We start from the raw sequence: 18,656 nt of genomic DNA, 5'->3' as shown, positions 1-18,656 counted from the left end.
CCTAGCGAAACAACCCACAGCGTTCGGGGTAGGGGTCGGGGATGCGGCCCGGCTGGGCGGAAAAGCCCATCGCATAGCCGGCCCTGGTCTCGGGCCAGCCCAGTAAAAAAGGCTCGCCGGTGCGGGCAAAGTTGAGCCACTGGGCCTGCAAGGCCCGAGCCAGGGGGCGGGAGCTTTCCAGGGCTTCCTGGGTCAGGAACAGCGCCAGCGCGGGCCAGCTCGTCTCGGTGCCAAACAGCAGGGGTAGCTCAATCCCGTGGAAGCTGCCCAACCCCTCGAGCACCGGCGAGGCCCAGTCCACCAGGTAGCTGTAGGTGGGCGCGTGCGCAGCCTGGGCCAGCCCAGCGGCCAGTGTGGGGCAGAGCAGAATCCGGTCGGTCTGGAGGTAGGCCCAGGCCTCGGCGGGGGAAGCGGTGCGGGCCCGGTAAAGCTGCTCGGCTCGAGCCCCCTGCCCCGGCAGTTTTTCCTCTACACGCCGGGCAAACCCGGCCCAGTCGGACGGGCCCGCAAGACGCTCCCCCCAGGTCTCCTGGGCGGTGGCCCCAACCACCAGAGGAACGCCCGCCGCATCCCCCTCGCGCAAGGCCTGGAGGGGTACTTTGTTCAACCGAACCCCGTCCAGATGGGGCTTCCAGGGCACCTCGGCAAACTCCCCGGCCTCGACCCTTTGCAAAAGCGCCCCGATGCTGCGATCCTCAAGCGGGAAGAGGCGCTCTAAAGGAATCCGGCGCAAACAGGCCAGGTCGCCCGCCCCGCACCCCATCCGCGCGGCCCACTGCTCACCCCAGGCCAGCCCCTGTTCCAGGGTGCGCACGTACTCGCACCCCCCCGACTGAATAATGGCCTTGTGGAAGAGGCCCCTGGCCGCCGGGGCGGCCAGCAGGGTGCAGACCGCCATCCCCCCCGCCGACTGCCCGAAGAGGGTTACGTTATCGGGGTTGCCCCCAAAGGCGGCGATGTTGCGCTGTACCCAGCGCAGGGCCTCGAGCATGTCCAAGAGCCCGTAGTTACCGGTGGAGCCGCGGGGGTCTTCGCCCTGCAGCGCGGGCAGGGCCAGCCAGCCCAGCGAACCCAGCCGGTAGTTGAACCCCACCACCACCGCGCCCTGAGAGGCCAGGGCCGTGCCGTCGTAGAGGGGCTCGGCCCAGCTACCGCCGGTATAGCTGCCCCCGTGAATAAAGACCATCACAGGGTAGCCCCCGGACGGGGGGGCGGCCATGGGCATCCAGACCCCCAGGTTCAGGCAGTCTTCGCTCTGGGGAGGGATGTACCCCCCTAGTCGGGTGGTGAACACCCCGCGCTGGGGGCAGGCCGGGCCTGGCTGGGTGGCCTTGAACACCCCCTCGAGGCGCAATACCGGCTGTGGGGCTTTCCAGCGTTCGGCCCTGGCATAGGGGATGCCCAGAAAATAAGCCACCTGGGCTTGTTCGTTGAGGCCACCCTGAATGCGTCCCTGAGGGGTGAGTACAAAAGCCGATTGACCATAAGCTACGCCGAGCAAAACCCCCAAAACAACTATCCAATGCATGTTTTTATTGTGCTCGAGAAGTGGGGTTTCTGGCTGTGTCCAGGGCCAGGGTATCGAGGTTAGTGACTCATCCCATCGGTAAATGGTCAAACGGCAAGGGTTTAAGGCCGAAGGTATTAGGGGTTTTGGATGGTAATACCAAGTCTGCTTTCAAACCAAGTCCCTCAAGCGCAGAGATGGTATAAAACTGGTTCTCGGCCCTGGGCTTTTAGCCCTCCAGCGTATGCAAGATACAGCGGGCTTGCTACCAGAGGTAGAGCAGGGCAATTTTGAAGGGGTAGCGGTCGGAAAGGCCCACCTCGAGAGCGATCGGATCTAGATACAGCCGCCCGCCCAGACCATAGGCCACGTTGAACCCCCCCTCGATACCCAGCCCCACATAGCCCGAGATGGCCCCGCCGGGAATCTCGAGGCTGGCGACCGGCCCTAAATGGAAACCAAAGATGCTCCCCACCGTGTTAAAGCTCAGGTCTATCCCCAAGCCTGCCGAAAGCGAGAGATCGGCCACCGTGAGGGCCGGCAACAGGTTGGCCTTAAGCAGCGCCCAGACCTCCACCGAATCGAAGCTGGTGGGCACGAGCACCTCCATATCCAGCCCCGTGTCAATCCCCAGCGGGCTGAAGGGCAGACCCAGGCTGCCCTGAACCATTAGCCCACGCCCAATCCCAAACCCCACCCCCACGGTATTTTCGGGGTAGGCCGGGGCCTGGGCAAAAGCAAGACCAACCACCAACGTCAGCAGAGCAAAGAGTCGCTTCATGGTTCCTCCAAAGTCTGCCCCATCATAACAGGACGGCATCAGGGAAAAACGGGTTGGGAGCCATTCCCGGTTTCTTCCTGCTGGCGCCCCACAATGCCGGGAAACACCGGGGATTCAAGAGCAATACAGAAGAATTCCAATGTGATTGTCTGAATATCCGTGGGCCTGCAACTTTGCATACCTTACGGACAGGGAAAGGAATACCCTCCCCGCCTAGCGCGCACACGGCTTGGCGGCGTGGTGGTCGGTGAGGTATTTCTCCAGGTTGGTGCTCTCGCCGCCTGCAAAGCTCAGGGTCAGGTTTTCGCCCAGAATGCAGTTGCGGTTGGCATCGTCCAGCACCCCTTTGAATTCGGCAGACTTGCCATCGAACTGCACCGAGCCCTTGCTGAAAGCGATGTGGAGCGGGTCGCGGCGGAATTCGGTGGCCTCGAAGCTCAGGGCAAAGGTTTTCTTTAGATTGCTCAGCGTGGCAGCAGCCTGCATATTGGTGGCCAGGATGCTGGCAAAGTTGCCGCAGCGCGCCCGCACCACCGTGCCCCCGGTGGTCACATCCCAGGCCAGGTTAACGGTCTCACCGCCCCCCTTGGCGACAAGGTCGCCCTTGGTGGTGAGGTTGTTGCCGATGTTCCACTCGAGGTTCTTCACCTCAATGAGCCGCCCTGCACCGGCTTTTTCCAGGAATGCCGTCACTTTCATCTGGTCGGGCAGATCGAGCACCTTGCGCCCACTTACACAGCGGCTATCGGGAAAAAGGCTGGTGCGGCTCAGGCTGGCGACCACTGCGTTGCCCACCTTGATGGAGCCGACCAGTTTGGTGGGGGCTTCAAAAATCGCATCGTTGCTGGCGCTGTAGTGCCCCAGCACCGTGGCCGAGGCGGTTCCACTGGTGGAGCCGTTCCAGTCCAACAACAGTTCGGCGGTCTGGCCCTGGGCCGTGCGCCAACGTACCAGATAGTCGTCGCTATCGGTACGCACACAGCTTCCACTGGTACAGTCCCAGCTTCCGCGGGTTAGCCGGGTTTCGGTAGCCTGTAGCGTGACCCCATCCCCCGGTGCTTCGACCAGGGCTGCACTGGCAGCCCCCATCCCCGGCAGCCCCAACAGGCGGCCCAGGTCAATGTTGACAGGCGCGTTCAAATTGCGCAGGTAACCTGCCAGCTCCCCCGGCAAGCTCTGCATTACCTTGCTGGCACTGTCGTCGAAGCTCTTGGTTGCCAAGGCGCTACCGCCGGGTGAGGCCGTTGCACCGCCCCCTGAGGGTGGATTTTCGTTATTTGCATCCCCACAACCTGCCAACACAGCAGCCATGACCAGCGTCAGCCAGAAGCCATGTTTCATCGGGTTCCCCTTCCTTCTCAAGAAAAATACCCCGGCAGCCCTTCAGATGCGGCTCATGTTTTTGCCACCCCCTTTAGCGAGGCTTAAGAGAAACGCATCGAGCTTCGCAGCCATTCCAACCCTGTGCGTAAGGGGCGCTAAATGCGCCCCCATCGTGTTGCCCACCGTTACGCTGTAGGGCATGTCGTGTGATGGTGGGAACCTCGACAAACACCAAACCCTTTAGCCACAGGCAGCGGGGTCATGCTCCACTTATAGCCCGCACTGGGTGCTGGGTCTCCTCCATCTCCAACAGATGCGCTATCTACACATTGGTGTATTAACTGTTACGTGTAGTGAGTGATAAAGTACACGTTTTTGTAGGTGTTGCACATCTTGATATACACACAGCGAGATTTTGTTGCCCAAGCCATACTCAGGACAGGAGGAATTGCAATGTCCAAACTGACGCCCGAGATGAAACTGGAAGCCGACAAACTCCGCCGCGAATGGGAGAGCAACCCTCGCTGGAAAGGCATCAAGCGCGACTACACCGCCGAGGATGTGGTGCGCCTGCGCCCCAGCCTTCTGCCCGAGCAGACCTTAGCCAAGGCGGGGGCCGAGCGCTTGTGGGAGCTCTTGCACACCCGCCCCTATGTGAACACCTTTGGGGCCTACACCGGGGCCCAGGCGGTGCAGATGGTCAAGGCCGGCCTCGAGGCCATCTACCTCTCGGGCTGGCAGGTAGCGGGCGATGCCAACCTGGGTGCCCAAACCTACCCCGACCAGTCGCTCTACCCGGCCAACTCGGTTCCGGCGGTGGTCAAGCGCATCAACAACGCGCTCACCCGGGCCGACCAGATCGAGCGCAGCGAAGGGAAAAGCGAGCGCTACTGGTACGCACCCATCGTGGCCGACGCCGAAGCTGGGTTTGGCGGCCCCCTGAATGCCTTTGAGCTGATGAAGGGCATGATCGAGGCCGGGGCGGCCGGGGTGCACTGGGAAGACCAGCTCAGCAGTGAGAAAAAGTGCGGACACCTGGGCGGAAAAGTTTTGATCCCCACCCAGCAGCACATCCGCGCCCTCAACGCGGCGCGTTTAGCCGCCGATGTCGCGGGCGTGCCCAGCATCATCATCTGCCGTACCGACGCCGAGGCCGCCACCCTGCTCACCAGCGATATCGACGAGCGCGACAGGCCCTTTGTGAAGGAAGGCGAGCGTACCCCTGAGGGCTTCTATCGGATTCGCAACGGCCTCGAGGCCTGCATCACCCGCTCGCTGGCCTACGCCCCCTACGCCGATTTGTTGTGGATGGAGACCAGCACCCCCGACCTGGAGGTAGCCCGCCAGTTTGCCGAGGCCATCCATGCGGTCTACCCCGATAAGATGCTGGCCTACAACTGCTCCCCCAGCTTCAACTGGAAAAAGAACCTCGACGACGAGACCATCGCCAAGTTCCAGCGCGAGCTGGGCGCCATGGGCTACAAGTTCCAGTTCATCACCCTGGCCGGCTGGCACAACCTCAACTACCGCACCTTTGAGCTGGCCCGGAGCTACAAAGAGCGCGGCATGAGCGCCTTTGTGGAGCTGCAGCAGCTCGAGTTCGCCGCCGAAAAGGACGGCTTTACCGCGGTCAAGCACCAGCGCGAGGTGGGTGCGGGCTACTTCGACGAGGTGCTCATGGCTATTACCGCCGGACAGGCCTCTACGGCGGCCCTGGTGGGCTCGACCGAGGAAGCCCAGTTTCATTAAGCCATCAGCAAAAGACAAGGCGGCAGTAAGGTTTTCTTCTGCCGTCTTTAGCTTTATAGGCTGTCTCTTAACGAAAAAAACCAAGCTGCCGGGCTTGTTCTAGCAAACGCACGGCATGTCTAGCTTGTTTGTAGGAGATGTGGCCCTTTCGTACATAAACCCCGAGGCTAAAAATAAACTTGCGTTCCCAACTCAAGAAATAATCGTGCTCTTTAGCCCAATGTGCAAGCTCGAACCACAATTCCGGGTTAGTGGCGAGTATCTGCTTTATCTTGGCTTGGTCTTCTGGGTCAATTTCATCCTGCTGCAATGAAAGGGGTGGCTTGTTCTCAGCCTTCCTAGGAAGTTCAAGCAAAGTCTGATCTCTAAGCCCGCTGTCAACGGGCTTGAGCAGCTCTATGTCGGCAGAAAGCTCTAGAGAATCGGTCTTTAGAGAATCCGTTGGTGAGTTGTTTGAAGTGGACATAGTGGGCTGCGCTGACTGGGGCACTACCGGCCGCAAATAGTCTTCCCTCAGGACATAACCCACACCGCGTACGGTGTGGATGAGACTGCGCTCACCCATGGCTTCCAGTTTATTGCGCAAGTAGCCGATATACACATCTACCACGTTGGAGCGACCCTGATAACCAGGCCAGATTTTTTCTTCGATCTCGAAGCGGCTGAAGACTTTGCCGGGGTTCTTGGCGAGCAGCTCGAGTAATTCAAACTCCTTTCCGGAGAACTCAATTCGTCGCCCACCTCGATACACTTCGTGGCTCTCTAGGTTGATGACCAAATCCGCAACCCGAATGACATTTTCTGTTAGGCTGTTCAGCTCTGGCGGGTTATTCGGATCACTCCATCCAAGCATCGTTTCGGTATTAGATTCGGCTTCAGTATCGAAGGATAGTGTACTAGTGGCGTGAGATGTGGGTTCGGGATGTTTAGAACTAATTTCTGGTGTGATGCCTAATTTCGTCAACTCATTTTTTAGCCATTCCAATGTAGATATTGGGTCGCGGTAGTAGCTACTTCCGCGAATGCGAATGAATTGCCAGCCCAGGCGCTCGAGCACTCGTTGACGCTCAAGATCTTCTAGCCATTTCTCTGGTGGGTGATAGCGGTCACCATCACACTCTACTGCGACGCGCTTACTTGCGCCCTCAACTACCAAATCAATGCGATAGCTCCCAACCTGCCATTGAGCTCGCACACGGTATCCAGCACGGGTGAGATACTCTAAAATTTCTCGCTCAAAGGGCGACTCTGCCTTAGCCCCCTCTACTCTAATTTGGTCAAGTGAGCGCTCAGGATGCAGCGCATGCTCAATTAGCAAACGCCGGAGGTCGTTAGGCTTGAGGTCAACCGCTGGATCAAGAGAGTACACAACCCACATTTGATCTCTCGCTCGACTAGCAGCCACATTGAAACGTTGCCTCCAGAGTTCGGCATCGCGGAGGGGTAAAGGAGCACCGTCGCTTATATCTACCAACGACAAGAACATCACATCCCGTTCATCCCCCTGGAACTGCGCAGGGTTCCCGCATAGCAGACGACGGTTTGCCAATTCGCTCGGAGGAATTTCCTCTCGCAACATTTGCTCAATCAGTAAAGCTTGCTCCTCGCCAACCATGGAAATGACTCCAATGGTTTTTCCCCTATATAAGGGATCGGCAATGCAGCGTTTGATTATGTCGACAATTTCCCGAGCTTCAGCAGGGTTACTTTTACCTTTGCGATAACCTTTTACACGCACGGCCCGAACAGATGGTTTCAGGGGAGAATGGCTAGACTCACGTAGCGGATTAATCTTGCCCCCATAGCAAAGCACATTACTGAACTGAATGATCTCCGGAACCGAGCGGAAGTGCTCACGCAGCATAACCTGGCCGCCAAATGATTCGGCAGCAATATCGTAAATCGAGCGTGCGCCATCATACAAAGCGGCGTTGGGAATACCCTCTAGTTGTTGATGTAAACGCCGCACTTCCTCTATGTTTTCTCCAACGGCCAGTGGGCTAACCTGTTCTTTATCACCTACCACAATAATCTTGCGAGCCATTGCGAACAAGATCAGACCGAAAAGGTCGGTTTGACTGGCTTCATCAACAATCACCACATCAAAGAGTTCGTGTTCTGGATTGAATTGCTCAATTACACGAGCCAGTGGCATAATCCAAACGGGCACGGCGGAACGGCATTCCGCCATCAGTCGAGCAGCCTCAGCTCTAAGGCGTGGTGCCCGTTTACCCGTACCTTTACCAATTTTCTTGACCGTGTTTAACCATCCGACTAGAGCCTGTCTTTGCTTCAGATTAGTTTTTCGTATTTGCGATGCCCAAGCCTTACGTTCTATCAAGTCAGTGGTTACCTGATGGAGCACCTTTTCGGCATTTGCAATCTGGGTTTGCAAATCGTTTATAGATGTAGCAGAGCGAGCATCGAGCTCCTGTGAAAGCAACCGACAAAGCCATGCGTTCTCTGGCTCCTTGGGAACTACAGAAGAGCCATGCTGCCCCTTTCGGTTTGCAATGGCTTGAGCCCATTCGGGGGCTAGCTGACGAATCCGTTCTAGTAAAGATGTGCGACGCTGCCACAAAGGCAACAAGGCCCACAAACGTTGCAGCTCCTTGTAGGCCTCCAAATAGTTTTCAGGGGAGCGCTGAGCCAAGCTTTGAGACAGAGCAGCGCTAATGCGATTACGTTTTTTGTCCAACGTGTTAAGTGCTTGTTTGATATGGCTTTCACACACAATTTTTCGAATTTGCATCTTTTTGGCTGCTAAAATGACGGGAAGTTGTTCCAAGGCCACCTTTATGCGCAAAAGTTCGCCGTTTGGAGCGGGATTAAGTGGCTGGAGGCGCATCAAATTGGCAAATTCAAAGCCAGCTTCGGCGAGTTGATTTTGGAACGGATAATAGTGATCCGGGTACCACTTCAGACTTTCTTCCAAAATTGGTATGAACTGCCCAGCTATTCTCTCCGGCTCAGCAGAATCTAACTGCACACCACCCGCTGTAGTGACAAGCGCTTTCCAGTGTCTTAGCAGTTGTTGTCGCCCTACAAGCAGGCGGGCTTTTATTTCGAGAGCGCGGAAATGTTCGAGTGTAAATGGCCTATCAGAGTTCACAAGTGCTTTTTGAATAAAAGCCTTCCACTTTGGACGAAATGCAAGGTTTACTCCGTTTAGTCTACCACCATTCTTCAAGAAGTCAGCTATCTCTCGGGCTAAATTGGCCTGCTCCTGCAAAGGTATATCTGCTGGCAACGAAGGGGCGTAGCGTATTGACAGCTCTAGGGCTTCGCTAGACAGCTTTTGAACAATGTTTATCTCTCTTAAAAGCTCTACCCAGCTCAACGAAAGTTGTGGATCACTACCTGCCATGATGGCCGAATACTGCCAAGTCTCGGCTTTTTGAAGAGGTATAAGCAACTGTTCTAGCCTTTTAGATAAGGCTTCGATCTGATCCATAGATGGTTCACGAAGCCATAACCCTGCTTGCTCAACGCCCGACACTGTTGGGTCTTGAGTAAGCTTAATCCATTCCTCGACCAAAAGAGGATTGGGAAGGCTCTCTAAATTAGGCAATCCAGAGTGCAACTCAGCCTCATCATCTGGAGTGAGTTTAGAATTTGATGCATAAATTTCAGCCAATTCCTCCGTTGAAACTGGCATAGGAGAATCTTTGAGAATGCGACCTGGTATCCAATCGACCTCTTGCTCTTGATACTGGCGAACTAATTGTGCAGCTTCGGAAGGGGCAAAACCTCTACCTAAAGCCACCATCTCACGATACTCTCCACCCAAAGCCTCGATTAAAAGCTGCCTTTTTTGGGCCAGCTCTTCTAAAAGCCTGTTGCGGGTTTGTTCTAGAGTACGGGCTTCTTGCTCTAATCTCTCTGCGCCCTCCCCAAGTTTTTGCGTAATGAACGCTACCGCGTCTTCAAGCTGTTTTCGGCTTTCCTGGTCACTATCAAGAACACTCACACACAAAGGTTGTAACTCTGGTGAAACTTTATCTCGCAGAACACGCAATGCCTTTGAGGTATGTGCTGTTACCAGCACACTGTTACCTTCAGCCAATAGGTGGCCTACAAGATTAGCAATGGTATGAGTTTTCCCCGTTCCAGGCGGCCCCTGCACTACTACACTAGGATGCTTTTTGAGATTCTTGACTAGCAGAAGTTGTTCACGGTTGGCAGGCTTGCTAAGCAATACGTCTTGTACATCCCAAGTATTTAGAGTTGTTTTTCCAGGAGAGGAATCATCGAAAGGAGCATAGGCTGGCTCAGCCCCAACCACCCTTTGCAACGGCTCGAGGATGTTTATACGCTCTGGAAGAACTCTCAAGACCCCCTGAATGGCACTAGAAAAACCTTGGCTGCGCGGGCGCAGAAATAGCGTAGCAGCTCGACCAATTACTGGAATATCCGAACCTTCTTTAGGAAAACCATCTCCTATAAACTGTCCTTTGGCGCTCAAAAAGTTAACCAGATATTTGTAGAACCCATTTGACTCTGGAGCCAGCGGGTGATAGGACTTACTCTCCTGTTCTGAACGAATTTGAGCCTCCGCGCTCTGATTCTCGCTGACAACTCTTACCACAGAACCGTAGAATTCTGGTGGGGTGTCTGCTTCTACAATACGAAACTCAGGCCGACTGGCATCAAACTCGAGCTGAACTTTTTGCAACAGAACTGGGTGAAATACTTTGGTACCGTTTTTTTGCCAACTTAAGATACCATCTCCTAGTACTAGCTCTAAACGATCTCCTTCACGATCAAGTCGCCCTTTGAGGGCATAGAAATCCTCAAAGACCTTTAAGGCTTGCCTGTCTGGGCGTTCAGCTTCGGCCCAAGCACGCCAGCGGGTTTGCCAATTCTGCCATGACTCGACACGGTGCTCATCATCTGCAAAAGCAACCTGAATCACACCTGTTGGTTTTATGATATTGCGGATTTGTCGAAATGTTGGCTCTTGGAATGGGTCAGCGATGTCTGAGGAAATCCAGTCTTTTAGAATATCAGGTGGCGCTGGAGGAGGTTTTACTGATGGTCGGCCTACAGAAAGCACATAGTCCGAATCGGCGCCTGAGTATCCAACGAACTTGATATCTGGATGAAGGGGCAATAAATCAAGCCTGTATGTCCAATCGTATTCATCCAATGCGAGGGTGGGAGGATTCCTAATTCGATTGAGCTCGTCTAGGAACCTGAACAGTCTGTAAGTTTTGTCAAGCGCAGTTCCCATTTGGCTATATTATGAATGAAAAATGCCGTCGAGGAAGTGATTAATCAGAAGCTTAAAGTAACCGGGCTGTTAGTAGGAAGCCTCTATTTGTTTTTTGGTGCGGCCAATCCTAAGTATACGTTATAAGAAGTCCTTTTGAGTTATTCTCTTAATATCCCCCGGCCATCAGTGAAATAGGGTGTAGCCCTGGGTAAGCGCTGGCTGGGTCAAATGGTGTTGCAGTTGGAGTTACAACCGGAGGCGGCGCTGATGTTGGGCCAGTTGCATAGCTCCACTTTAGTGGAAGGAGTATTGAAGATTTCTTATTAGAACACTGAGCACTAGAGCACCTGCAACCTGAAGCGCGCCGCCAGGGTCTGCTGGGCCTGGCGTATCCGCAAAAAAACCTGGCGCAGCATCTGCAGTTCGCGGGGGGTGAGGGCAGCCTGGGCCACCCGGTTGGTGGGGGGCTGGCCCTGGGCCAGGGCCTGGAGCTGGTGGCGCAGGCGCAGGTGGGACAGGAACAAAAAGGCCTCGCTCAGGTCTTCGGCTTCTTCTTGGGAGATTATCCTGGCCAGCGCGGCAGCCCGCAGGCGCTCGAGGGTGGGGCGGGCCAGGCTCTGGGCCTCGAGGCCATACACCCGCGCCAGCGCCACAATAGCGGCCAGGCCACCTTTCTTGAGGTTGATGGAGCCCTCCTCGAAGCGGAGGCGGCCCAGCAAGCCCAGGGGCGGGGTGAAGACCAGGGCCGAGCGGGCCAGCGCGGTAAGGAAGGGCCGGTTTTGCGAGGCCCGGCGCAGGCGCTGTGTGAGGGGCTCGAGGGAAAGCCCCCCGGCTATGCTGCGAAAGTCGAGGAAGATCTGGGCTTCCAGCAGGTTCTCGCCTTCGGGGTTGGTCAGCCACCGGTCGAAGCGGGCTTCCCACTCGGCCAGGGGAAAACCCCAGCGGTCGGCCATAAAACCCCCAGGGCAGGGGGGGAGCCCCGCTTGCAACAGCCCGTCCAGCACCTGCCGGGCCAGGGCCTGAAAGTAGCCAGCGGCGCTTTGGTCCTGGTAGGCCAGGGCGTTGTCCTGGTCGGTGAGCAGGGCCTGCTCGGCGCGGCCCTCGGAGCCCAGGGCCAGCCAGGCGTAGGGGCAGGGCGGGGGGCCCAGGGCTTGCTCGGCCCGGCGGAGGAGGTTGCGGGTAAGGGCGTCGGTGAGGAGGCTCACCTGCCGGGTGATGGCCTGTACCGCGAACCCCGCCGCCAACATCTGCTGCACGATGGCCTCGAGCTGCGGGCGGTAATCTGAAAGCGCGCGGGGGTCGTCGGCTTGCGAAAGCCGGCGCAGCAGGGCCAAAGGGGTCTGGAGCCAGCGCCGCAGGAAGGCCCGGTCGGTCAGCAGGCCCACCACCTGCTGGCCCTGGGTGAGCGGCAGGTGGTGGATGCCCTGTTGCTCCATATAGGCCAGGGCTTCGTAGAGGGGGGTGCTGGCAGGCAGGGTTTTGGCCGGGGCACTGGCTACACGGGCAGCGGGGGTGCTGTAGGCGAGCTCCTCGGCCAGCGCCCGGTTGCGCAGGTCGCGGTCGGTGAGGATAGAGAGCCCCTGGGGCTGCTGGAGGAGCAACGCGCTCACCCCCCGCTCGCGCATGAGCCGGGCGGCTTGAGCGATGGTGGCGCCGGCCTCGAGCCAGACCGGGGCTTCGGCGGCCTCGCTGGCCGGCTGCCCTAGGTCGGGCAGATTAAGGGCCATGGGCTGCAGCAGCCGCAGTCGCTCGGCCAGCCGGGCGCTAAAGAACAGGGCAAAGCCGGGTTTTTGCAGCAGTTGACGGAAGGCCTCTTTGCTCAGGCGCAAGCAGACGGCCTCGCCTTCGGCCCGCACCGTCAGGCTGGGAGGCTGCCGGCCCAGCAGGGACGGGTAGCCAAAGGCCTCGCCGGGCTCGAGCCAGGCCACGGCCTGCCCGTCCTGTTCCAGCCGTACCACGCCCTGGTAAACCACGTACAGGCCCTCAGCCTCGGCTTGGGTGGGCTCGAGGATCACTGCCCCTGGGGTAAAGCGATGGAGGGTAAGGGCCCCCTCGAGCCCCACCCAGTCGGCCTCGGTGAGCTGATCGAAAGGAGGATACTGCCTTAAGAAGGCCCGATAGCGAGAAAATTCCGAATCCAGCCGGCCACCTCCTTGGTGCTGGGCTCCAGGGCAAAGCTGGCCCTGGCCTCGGCGTAGCGCTCCTCCCCTACCAGATGGTGCCGCTGCTCCAGGAGGGCCTCAGCGAAGGCTTTGGGGAACTCTGGGTGGGGCTGCAGGCCCAGTACGTTATCGCCTACCTGCATCAGGGCATGGGGGCTAAACGCGCTGCCGCCCAGCACCACCGCCCCAGGGGGTAACGCGGTGATCTGATCTTGGCAGGAGAGGATGAGCTGAAACGTCTCCAAGGGTGGCTCCATCCAGGGGGCCTGCTGGTAGACCGAGAAACGGTGGATTCCCACCCCCCAGCCCAGGGGCCAGCGCTCCACCCGCCCGCCCAGGGCCTGCCCAATCATCTGATGGCCGAAGCAGATCCCCACCAGCCTGCTGGGCGAGGCGGCCACGGCCCGCACAAAATCTTCCAGCGGGGGAATCCAGGGCAAGGGGTCGTAGACCGAGGCCCGCGAGCCTGTAATCAGATAGCCCTGAAAATCCTCCACCTGGGCCGGGTACTGCCCCGCGCGCACATCGAAGGGGGTGAGTGCCTGGCCTAGCAGCCGCTCAAACATGGCGGGGTAATCGCCGGCAATCCCATGCAAGCCCGGCGGGGGTTCGTCGCAGACCAGTACGGCGAGTTTCATGGTTTACGCAGATGATACGACTTGGGCCGGGTGAGCTGCTCGTAGCCCAGCACCGAGAGCGAGCAGCCCCGTCCGGACTCCTTGACCCCGGTCCAGGCCAGCGCCGGATCGAGGTAGTCGCAGCGGTTGAGGAAGACCGTGCCGGTCTCGAGGCCCGCCCCCAGCCGCAGGGCTGCGTCCTCGTCCTGGCTCCAGATGGAGGCGGTGAGGCCATAGGGGGAGTCGTTCATCAACGCCAGGGCCTCTTCGTCGCTTGTGACCGGCATAATGCCCACCACCGGGCCAAAGCTTTCCTCCACCATCACCCGCATCTGGTGGTTCACGTTCACCAGCACCTGGGGGGCCAGGTAGGGCGTGCCGGGAGCGTCGGCGGGGAAAGCCTTGGGGTTGATGAGGGCCCGGGCTCCCTGGGTGATGGCCTCGGCAATCTGGGCCCGCACGAACTCGGCGGCCTCGGTGCGCACCATGGGGCCCAGGGTGGTCTCGGGCTCGAGGGGATTGCCCAGCCGAAGCCGCAGGGTCTCGGCCACGAAGGCCTCCACGAAAGGCTGGTAGATGGACTCGTGCACGTAGATGCGCTCCACCCCGCAGCACGACTGGCCCGAGTTGAACATGGCCCCATCCACCAGGTTGACCGCACTGTACTCGAGGTCGGCGTCGGGCCGCACATAGGCCGGGTCTTTGCCGCCAAGCTCGAGAGCCACCCCCTTGAAATGCCCCGCGGCGGCCCGCTCCACCGCCCGCCCCCCTGCCACCGAGCCAGTAAAGGCCACGAAGGCCACCCGCGGATCGGCGATGGCCTGGGCGGTGAGGCCGTGGTCCATATGCAGGTACTGGAAGACCCCCTCCGGCAGCCCGGCCTCCTGGAAGGCCCAGGCATAGCGCTCGGCCACCAGGGGGGTCTGGGCGGAGTGCTTGAGCACCACCACATTCCCGGCCAGGATGGCCGGTACGATGGTGTTGACCGAGGTCAGGTAGGGGTAGTTCCAGGGGGCCAGCACCAGCACCACCCCCAAAGGTTCCCGCCGGATGAAGCGGGTGAAGCCCGGCAGGGCCTCATACCGTTTTTGCTTGAATCCTTCACCGTCCTGCGGAGTCAGAGGTGAAGGATTCAAGCCGACCGAAGGGAGTAGAAAAGCATTTCGGTAGTATCGTTTAGGCTTGTCAAAGTGAACGATACTACCGAAATGCGTATCAGCAGGGATGTCCTGTAGGGCGGCCGGGGCGATACGGGCCATGTAGCGGGCCCGCTCGGCAAAGCCCCCCTGAATCTCCTTGGGGCTGTAGCGGATGGGCCGGCCCATCTGCCAGGTCAGTTCCTCGGCTATTGTCTCTGTGGCCCCCAGCATAACCTCCACCATGCGGTTCACCACGGCCAGCCGCTCGTCCAGCGGGGTCTGGGCCCAGGCTTTCTGGGCGCGGGCGGCCAGGGCCAGGGCGTGCTCGAGCTCCGCTGGCCCGGCCAGGGCGCGCTCGACGTACACGCGCCCGTCTACCGGGCTGATGGTTTTTTGAATCTGCATGGCCTCACTCCGGGGTCACGTAGGCGGCGGTAATGCCCCCATCCACCAGCAAGGCCGCCCCGGTCATGAACGAAGAGGCCGGGCTGGCCAGGTACAAAGCGGCCTGGGCAATCTCGGCGGCCTGGCCGAAGCGGCCCATGGGAATGTGCACCAGCCGGCGCTGGCGCTTCTCGGGGGTGTCCAGGTACTTCATCAAGAGTTCGGTCTGCAAGGGGCCCGGGCAGAGCGCATTTACCCGGATGCCCTGCCGGGCGTGGATGACCGCCAGCTCGCGGGTCATGGAGAGCACCGCCCCTTTGCTGGCGGTGTAGGCCAGTTGGGGGGTGGCGGCCCCCATAAAGGCCACAAAGGAAGCGGTGTTGATGATGCTGCCGCCCCCAGCCCGCTGCAAGGCCGGGATGCCGTACTTGCAGCCCAGGAAGACCCCCTTGACGTTGACCGCGAAGGTCAGATCCCAGACCGCCTCGCTGGTGTGGATGGCGTCGTCGTCCTCGGCGTGGGAGATGCCCGCGTTGTTGAAGAGGATCTCCAGCCGGCCAAAAACCCGCTCGGCCTCGGACACCATCCGCTGGGCATCCTCGGCCTTGGATACGTCGGCCTGCACAAAGTGGGCCTGGCCCCCCGCGCCTCGAATGGCCTCTGCGGTCTCGAGGCCTTTTTCTGAGAGATCCACCGCCACCACCCTGGCCCCCTCACGGGCAAAAAGCAGCGCGGCTTCGCGGCCAATTCCGCTGGCAGCTCCGGTAATCAGGGCTACTTTGTCGGCTAGTTGCATGCAAGACCTCCCTCAAATCCGCTCAAAGTACCGCTTGCGCTCCCAGTCGGTGACGGCCCGGTTGAAGGCCTGCCACTCGCTTTTGAAGAAGTGGGTGTAGTGTTCGTGGGCCGCCTCGCCCAGGGCGGCTCTGGCAAAGGCACTTTGGGCAAACCCCAGGGCGGCCTCGCCCAGGGTGTAGGGTACGCGCGGCAGGTGGCGGGCCTGGTAGATGTCGCCCTGGAAGATGGGGGGCGGGGTGAGGCCCTGTTCCAGCCCATCGAGGCCCGAGGCCAGCGCAGCAGCCAGGGCCAGGTAGGGGTTCAGGTCGGCCCCCCCGATCCGGCACTCGATGCGCAGCGAGGCTCCTCGCCCCACCACGCGGAACCCGGCGGTGCGGTTGTCGTAGCTCCAGGCCAGCCGGGTGGGGGCCCAGGAGCCGTCCTCGTAGCGTTTGTAGCTGTTGACGGTGGGGGCGTAGAAGGGCATGAAGTCGGGGATGTGGGCAATCCAGCCAGCCAGAAACTGCCCGAAGACCCTCGAGCCCTGCACCGGCCCAAACGCCTCCTCGCCGGCGAAGGCGTTCTGGCCGTCCTTCCAGAGCGAGAGGTGGATGTGGCAGGAAGAACCGGCCTGGCCGTGGTGGGGCTTGGCCATGAAGGTCACCGAGAGGCCCATGGACTCGGCCACCTCTTTCAGGCACTGCTTGAAGAGGGCGTGCCGGTCGGCCATCTCCAGGGCCTCGGCGTAGCGCAGGTTCACCTCGTGCTGGCCCAGGCCCCACTCCCCTTTGGAATTCTCCACCGGGATGCCGGAAGCTTTTAGGTGTTGCCGTACCGCACGGGTAAAGGGTTCCTCGCGGGTGCCCTGGAGCAGGTGGTAGTCCTCGAGGTAGTACGCGGCGGGCTCGAGCCCCGCATACCCCTGCTGGTGGGCTTGGCGGTAGGAGACCTGGTAGAGGTAGTACTCCAGCTCCGAGGCTGCCATCACGGTGTAGCCCATAGCCCTGGCCCGCTCGAGCTGCTTTTTCAAAAGGGTGCGGGGGGCGACCTCGATGAGGCGGTGGGTGCGCTCGTCCTCGAGGTCACAGAGCACAATGGCGCTTTTCTCGAGCCAGGTTGCAGGCCGCAGGGTGGCGAGGTCGGGCACCAGGTGAAAGTCGCCATAGCCCAGCTCCCAGTTGGCGAAGCGGTAGCCCTGCACCGGCTCCATCTCCATGTCGGTGGTGAGCAGGTAGTCGCAGCCGTGGGTGCCGTGCTCTGCCACCTCTTCCAGAAAGTACTCGGCCTCGAAGCGCTTGCCCATCAGCCGCCCGTAGTGGTCGGGAAAGCCCACCAAAACTGTGTCAACCTCGCCGGTGCCAACCTTGGCGGCCAGCCAACTGAGATTTCTTGCGGCGTTTTCCGTCATCTAATCCCACCTCTGCACCTGGGTGGCGCACACTTGTTGCGCTCGAGGGTCGCTTCCCAAACCTTTGGGATCATAAGGCAGACCTGGCATCGGGCCGGGGCTTAGCGAATCTCCCGCTGGGCCTCGGCGATCAGGGCGGCTTCCTCCTCGGGGGCCTGGGCCACCAGACGGAAACGGCTATAAAACCAGTAGTAGGCCATCATCAGCACCACAAAAACTGCCGTGCCCACCACCCCCGGCCGGTAGCTTTCCACCGCAAAGGTGGCGGCCAGACAGACCAGGGCCAGAATGGCGCCCACCCAGGCCCCCGGCACGCCCAGCGGGCTTTTGTAGGGGCGGGGCAGGTCGGGCCGGGCGCGGGCCAGGCGGATGTAGGCAAACATCACCATGGCATAGGAGATCACCGCCCCGAAGACCGCCATGTTGAGCAAGGCCGCGCCCACGCTGTCCGAGAAGGTGCTGATCAGCACGCACATAAAAAAGCCCACCACCGCACCCAGAATCAGGGCGAAATGCGGGGTGTGGTAACGGCTCACGATGGAAAGCCCAGTGGGCAGATAGCCGGCCCGCGAGAGGGCAAAAATGAGCCGTCCGTAGGCGTAGATGATGGCGTGGAAGCTGGCCACCAGGCCGGTAATGGCAATCAGGGTCAGGAAGGTGCTGGTAGCGGCGTCGCCGAAGACCGCCTTGAAGCCCAGTTCCAGCGGCGCGCCCGACTCGCCCACCTCCTTGGCCCCGGCCACCCCGGTGTTGAGGATCAGGGTCAGCACCGAGAGCACCAGCAGGGTGATAATGCCCAGGATGAGGGCCCGCGGCATGTCCCGCACCACATCGTGGGACTCCTCAGCGGCCAGGGGAAGCTGCTCGATGGCCAGGTAGAACCAGATGGCAAATGGCAGCGCCGCAAAGACCCCATACCAGCCAAAGGGGAGGAAGCTCGAGCCCCCTTCCTGCGGCGCAATGTTGAAGACCTTATCCCAGCTAAAGGCGCCGGAGAACCCCGCCGCTACGTAAAAGACCACCAGCACCGCCAGCGCCAGCAGGGTTACGATGAGCGAGATCCGCAGCGTGAGGGCCGTACCCCGGATGTTGATGCCCACAAAGAAGGCGTAGAAGGCCGCCCACCAGATCCAGGCCGGCACACCGGGGATTAGCGCGTTCATGTAGCCGGCGATGCCCACCACGATCACCGCCGGGGTAATCACGTACTCAATCAGGTCGGTAACCCCATTCAGGAAGGCCCAGTTGGGACCAAAGGCGCTGCGGGTAAACGAATAAAAGCCCCCCGCGTGGGGCAGGGCGGTGGAGAGCTCGGCGATGGAGAGCACCATGGTGACGTATAGCACCGCCACCACCAGCGTGGCTAGCAGCAACCCACCAAAGCCCCCGGCGGCTAGCCCGAAGTTCCAGCCGAAAAAATCGCCCGAGATGACCGCGCCGACCCCCAGACCCCACAGAAGCACCCAGCCTGCGCTTTTGCGCAAGCGCCGCTTTTCCAGATAGGTGTTGTCTACATCTACGTAGTGCGCCCCGCGCACTGCTTTTGGTTTATTGTCCATACGAAGCCACCTCCCACCTGCTCGCTTCAAGCCGG

General features: G+C 59.9%; 10 protein-coding genes and 2 pseudogenes. 1 reads left to right on the top strand and 11 read right to left on the bottom strand.

Features of this window, described 5'->3' with window-relative positions:
- Position 1: 1 nt before the first annotated feature.
- From WKI89_RS09675 to WKI89_RS09665, 3 genes are all read right to left on the bottom strand, one after another.
- Positions 2 to 1,528 carry a carboxylesterase family protein gene (locus WKI89_RS09675; protein ID WP_337869156.1) on the bottom strand — a complete coding sequence of 509 codons (1,527 nt, stop codon included), beginning with the start codon at positions 1,526 to 1,528 and terminating at the stop codon, positions 2 to 4.
- A gap of 244 nt (positions 1,529 to 1,772) precedes the next feature.
- Positions 1,773 to 2,288, bottom strand: coding sequence for a bioflim formation protein (locus tag WKI89_RS09670; RefSeq protein WP_337869153.1), 516 nt, complete (start codon positions 2,286 to 2,288; stop codon positions 1,773 to 1,775).
- Between the two features lie 213 nt (positions 2,289 to 2,501).
- Positions 2,502 to 3,629: a hypothetical protein gene (locus tag WKI89_RS09665; RefSeq protein WP_337869152.1), complete on the bottom strand. Its 1,128-nt coding sequence runs from the start codon at positions 3,627 to 3,629 to the stop codon at positions 2,502 to 2,504.
- 435 nt (positions 3,630 to 4,064) lie between these two features.
- On the opposite strand from WKI89_RS09665, the gene aceA reads away from it, so the two are divergent.
- The gene (gene aceA / locus WKI89_RS09660) at positions 4,065 to 5,360 is read left to right on the top strand and encodes an isocitrate lyase (RefSeq protein ID WP_337869150.1); all 1,296 of its coding nucleotides are present in this window, start codon (positions 4,065 to 4,067) and stop codon (positions 5,358 to 5,360) included.
- A 505-nt stretch (positions 5,361 to 5,865) separates the two neighbouring features.
- Here the strand turns inward: aceA and WKI89_RS09655 are convergent.
- The 8 genes and pseudogenes from WKI89_RS09655 to eat form a co-directional block, all read right to left on the bottom strand.
- Positions 5,866 to 6,153, bottom strand: a pseudogene (locus tag WKI89_RS09655) (winged helix-turn-helix domain-containing protein); the annotation flags it as partial.
- A 180-nt stretch (positions 6,154 to 6,333) separates the two neighbouring features.
- Positions 6,334 to 10,593, bottom strand: a pseudogene (locus WKI89_RS09650) (AAA domain-containing protein); the annotation flags it as partial.
- Positions 10,594 to 10,913: 320 nt separating this feature from the next.
- Entirely contained in the window at positions 10,914 to 12,638 is a 1,725-nt protein-coding gene (locus WKI89_RS09645; protein WP_337869149.1) for a DUF294 nucleotidyltransferase-like domain-containing protein, read from the bottom strand.
- A 41-nt stretch (positions 12,639 to 12,679) separates the two neighbouring features.
- Complete coding sequence (locus WKI89_RS09640; RefSeq protein ID WP_337869147.1) at positions 12,680 to 13,375, bottom strand: gamma-glutamyl-gamma-aminobutyrate hydrolase; 696 nt, start codon at positions 13,373 to 13,375, stop codon at positions 12,680 to 12,682.
- Entirely contained in the window at positions 13,372 to 14,898 is a 1,527-nt protein-coding gene (locus WKI89_RS09635; protein ID WP_337869146.1) for an aldehyde dehydrogenase family protein, read from the bottom strand. The genes WKI89_RS09640 and WKI89_RS09635 overlap by 4 nt, the downstream gene beginning before the upstream one ends.
- A gap of 4 nt (positions 14,899 to 14,902) precedes the next feature.
- Complete coding sequence (locus tag WKI89_RS09630) at positions 14,903 to 15,673, bottom strand: glucose 1-dehydrogenase (RefSeq protein ID WP_337869144.1); 771 nt, start codon at positions 15,671 to 15,673, stop codon at positions 14,903 to 14,905.
- A gap of 12 nt (positions 15,674 to 15,685) precedes the next feature.
- Positions 15,686 to 17,062, bottom strand: coding sequence for a glutamine synthetase family protein (locus WKI89_RS09625; protein WP_337869143.1), 1,377 nt, complete (start codon positions 17,060 to 17,062; stop codon positions 15,686 to 15,688).
- A gap of 101 nt (positions 17,063 to 17,163) precedes the next feature.
- A complete protein-coding gene (eat, locus tag WKI89_RS09620) occupies positions 17,164 to 18,621 on the bottom strand; it encodes an ethanolamine permease (protein ID WP_337869141.1) in 1,458 nt (485 codons plus the stop codon).
- Between the last annotated feature and the right edge of the window lie 35 nt (positions 18,622 to 18,656).

It is taken from the genome of Meiothermus sp. (assembly GCF_037443965.1).
Taxonomy (GTDB): Bacteria; Deinococcota; Deinococci; order Deinococcales; family Thermaceae; genus Meiothermus.
Note: the sequence above shows the minus strand (reverse complement) of the source record. Positions and strands in the feature narration are given on the sequence as shown.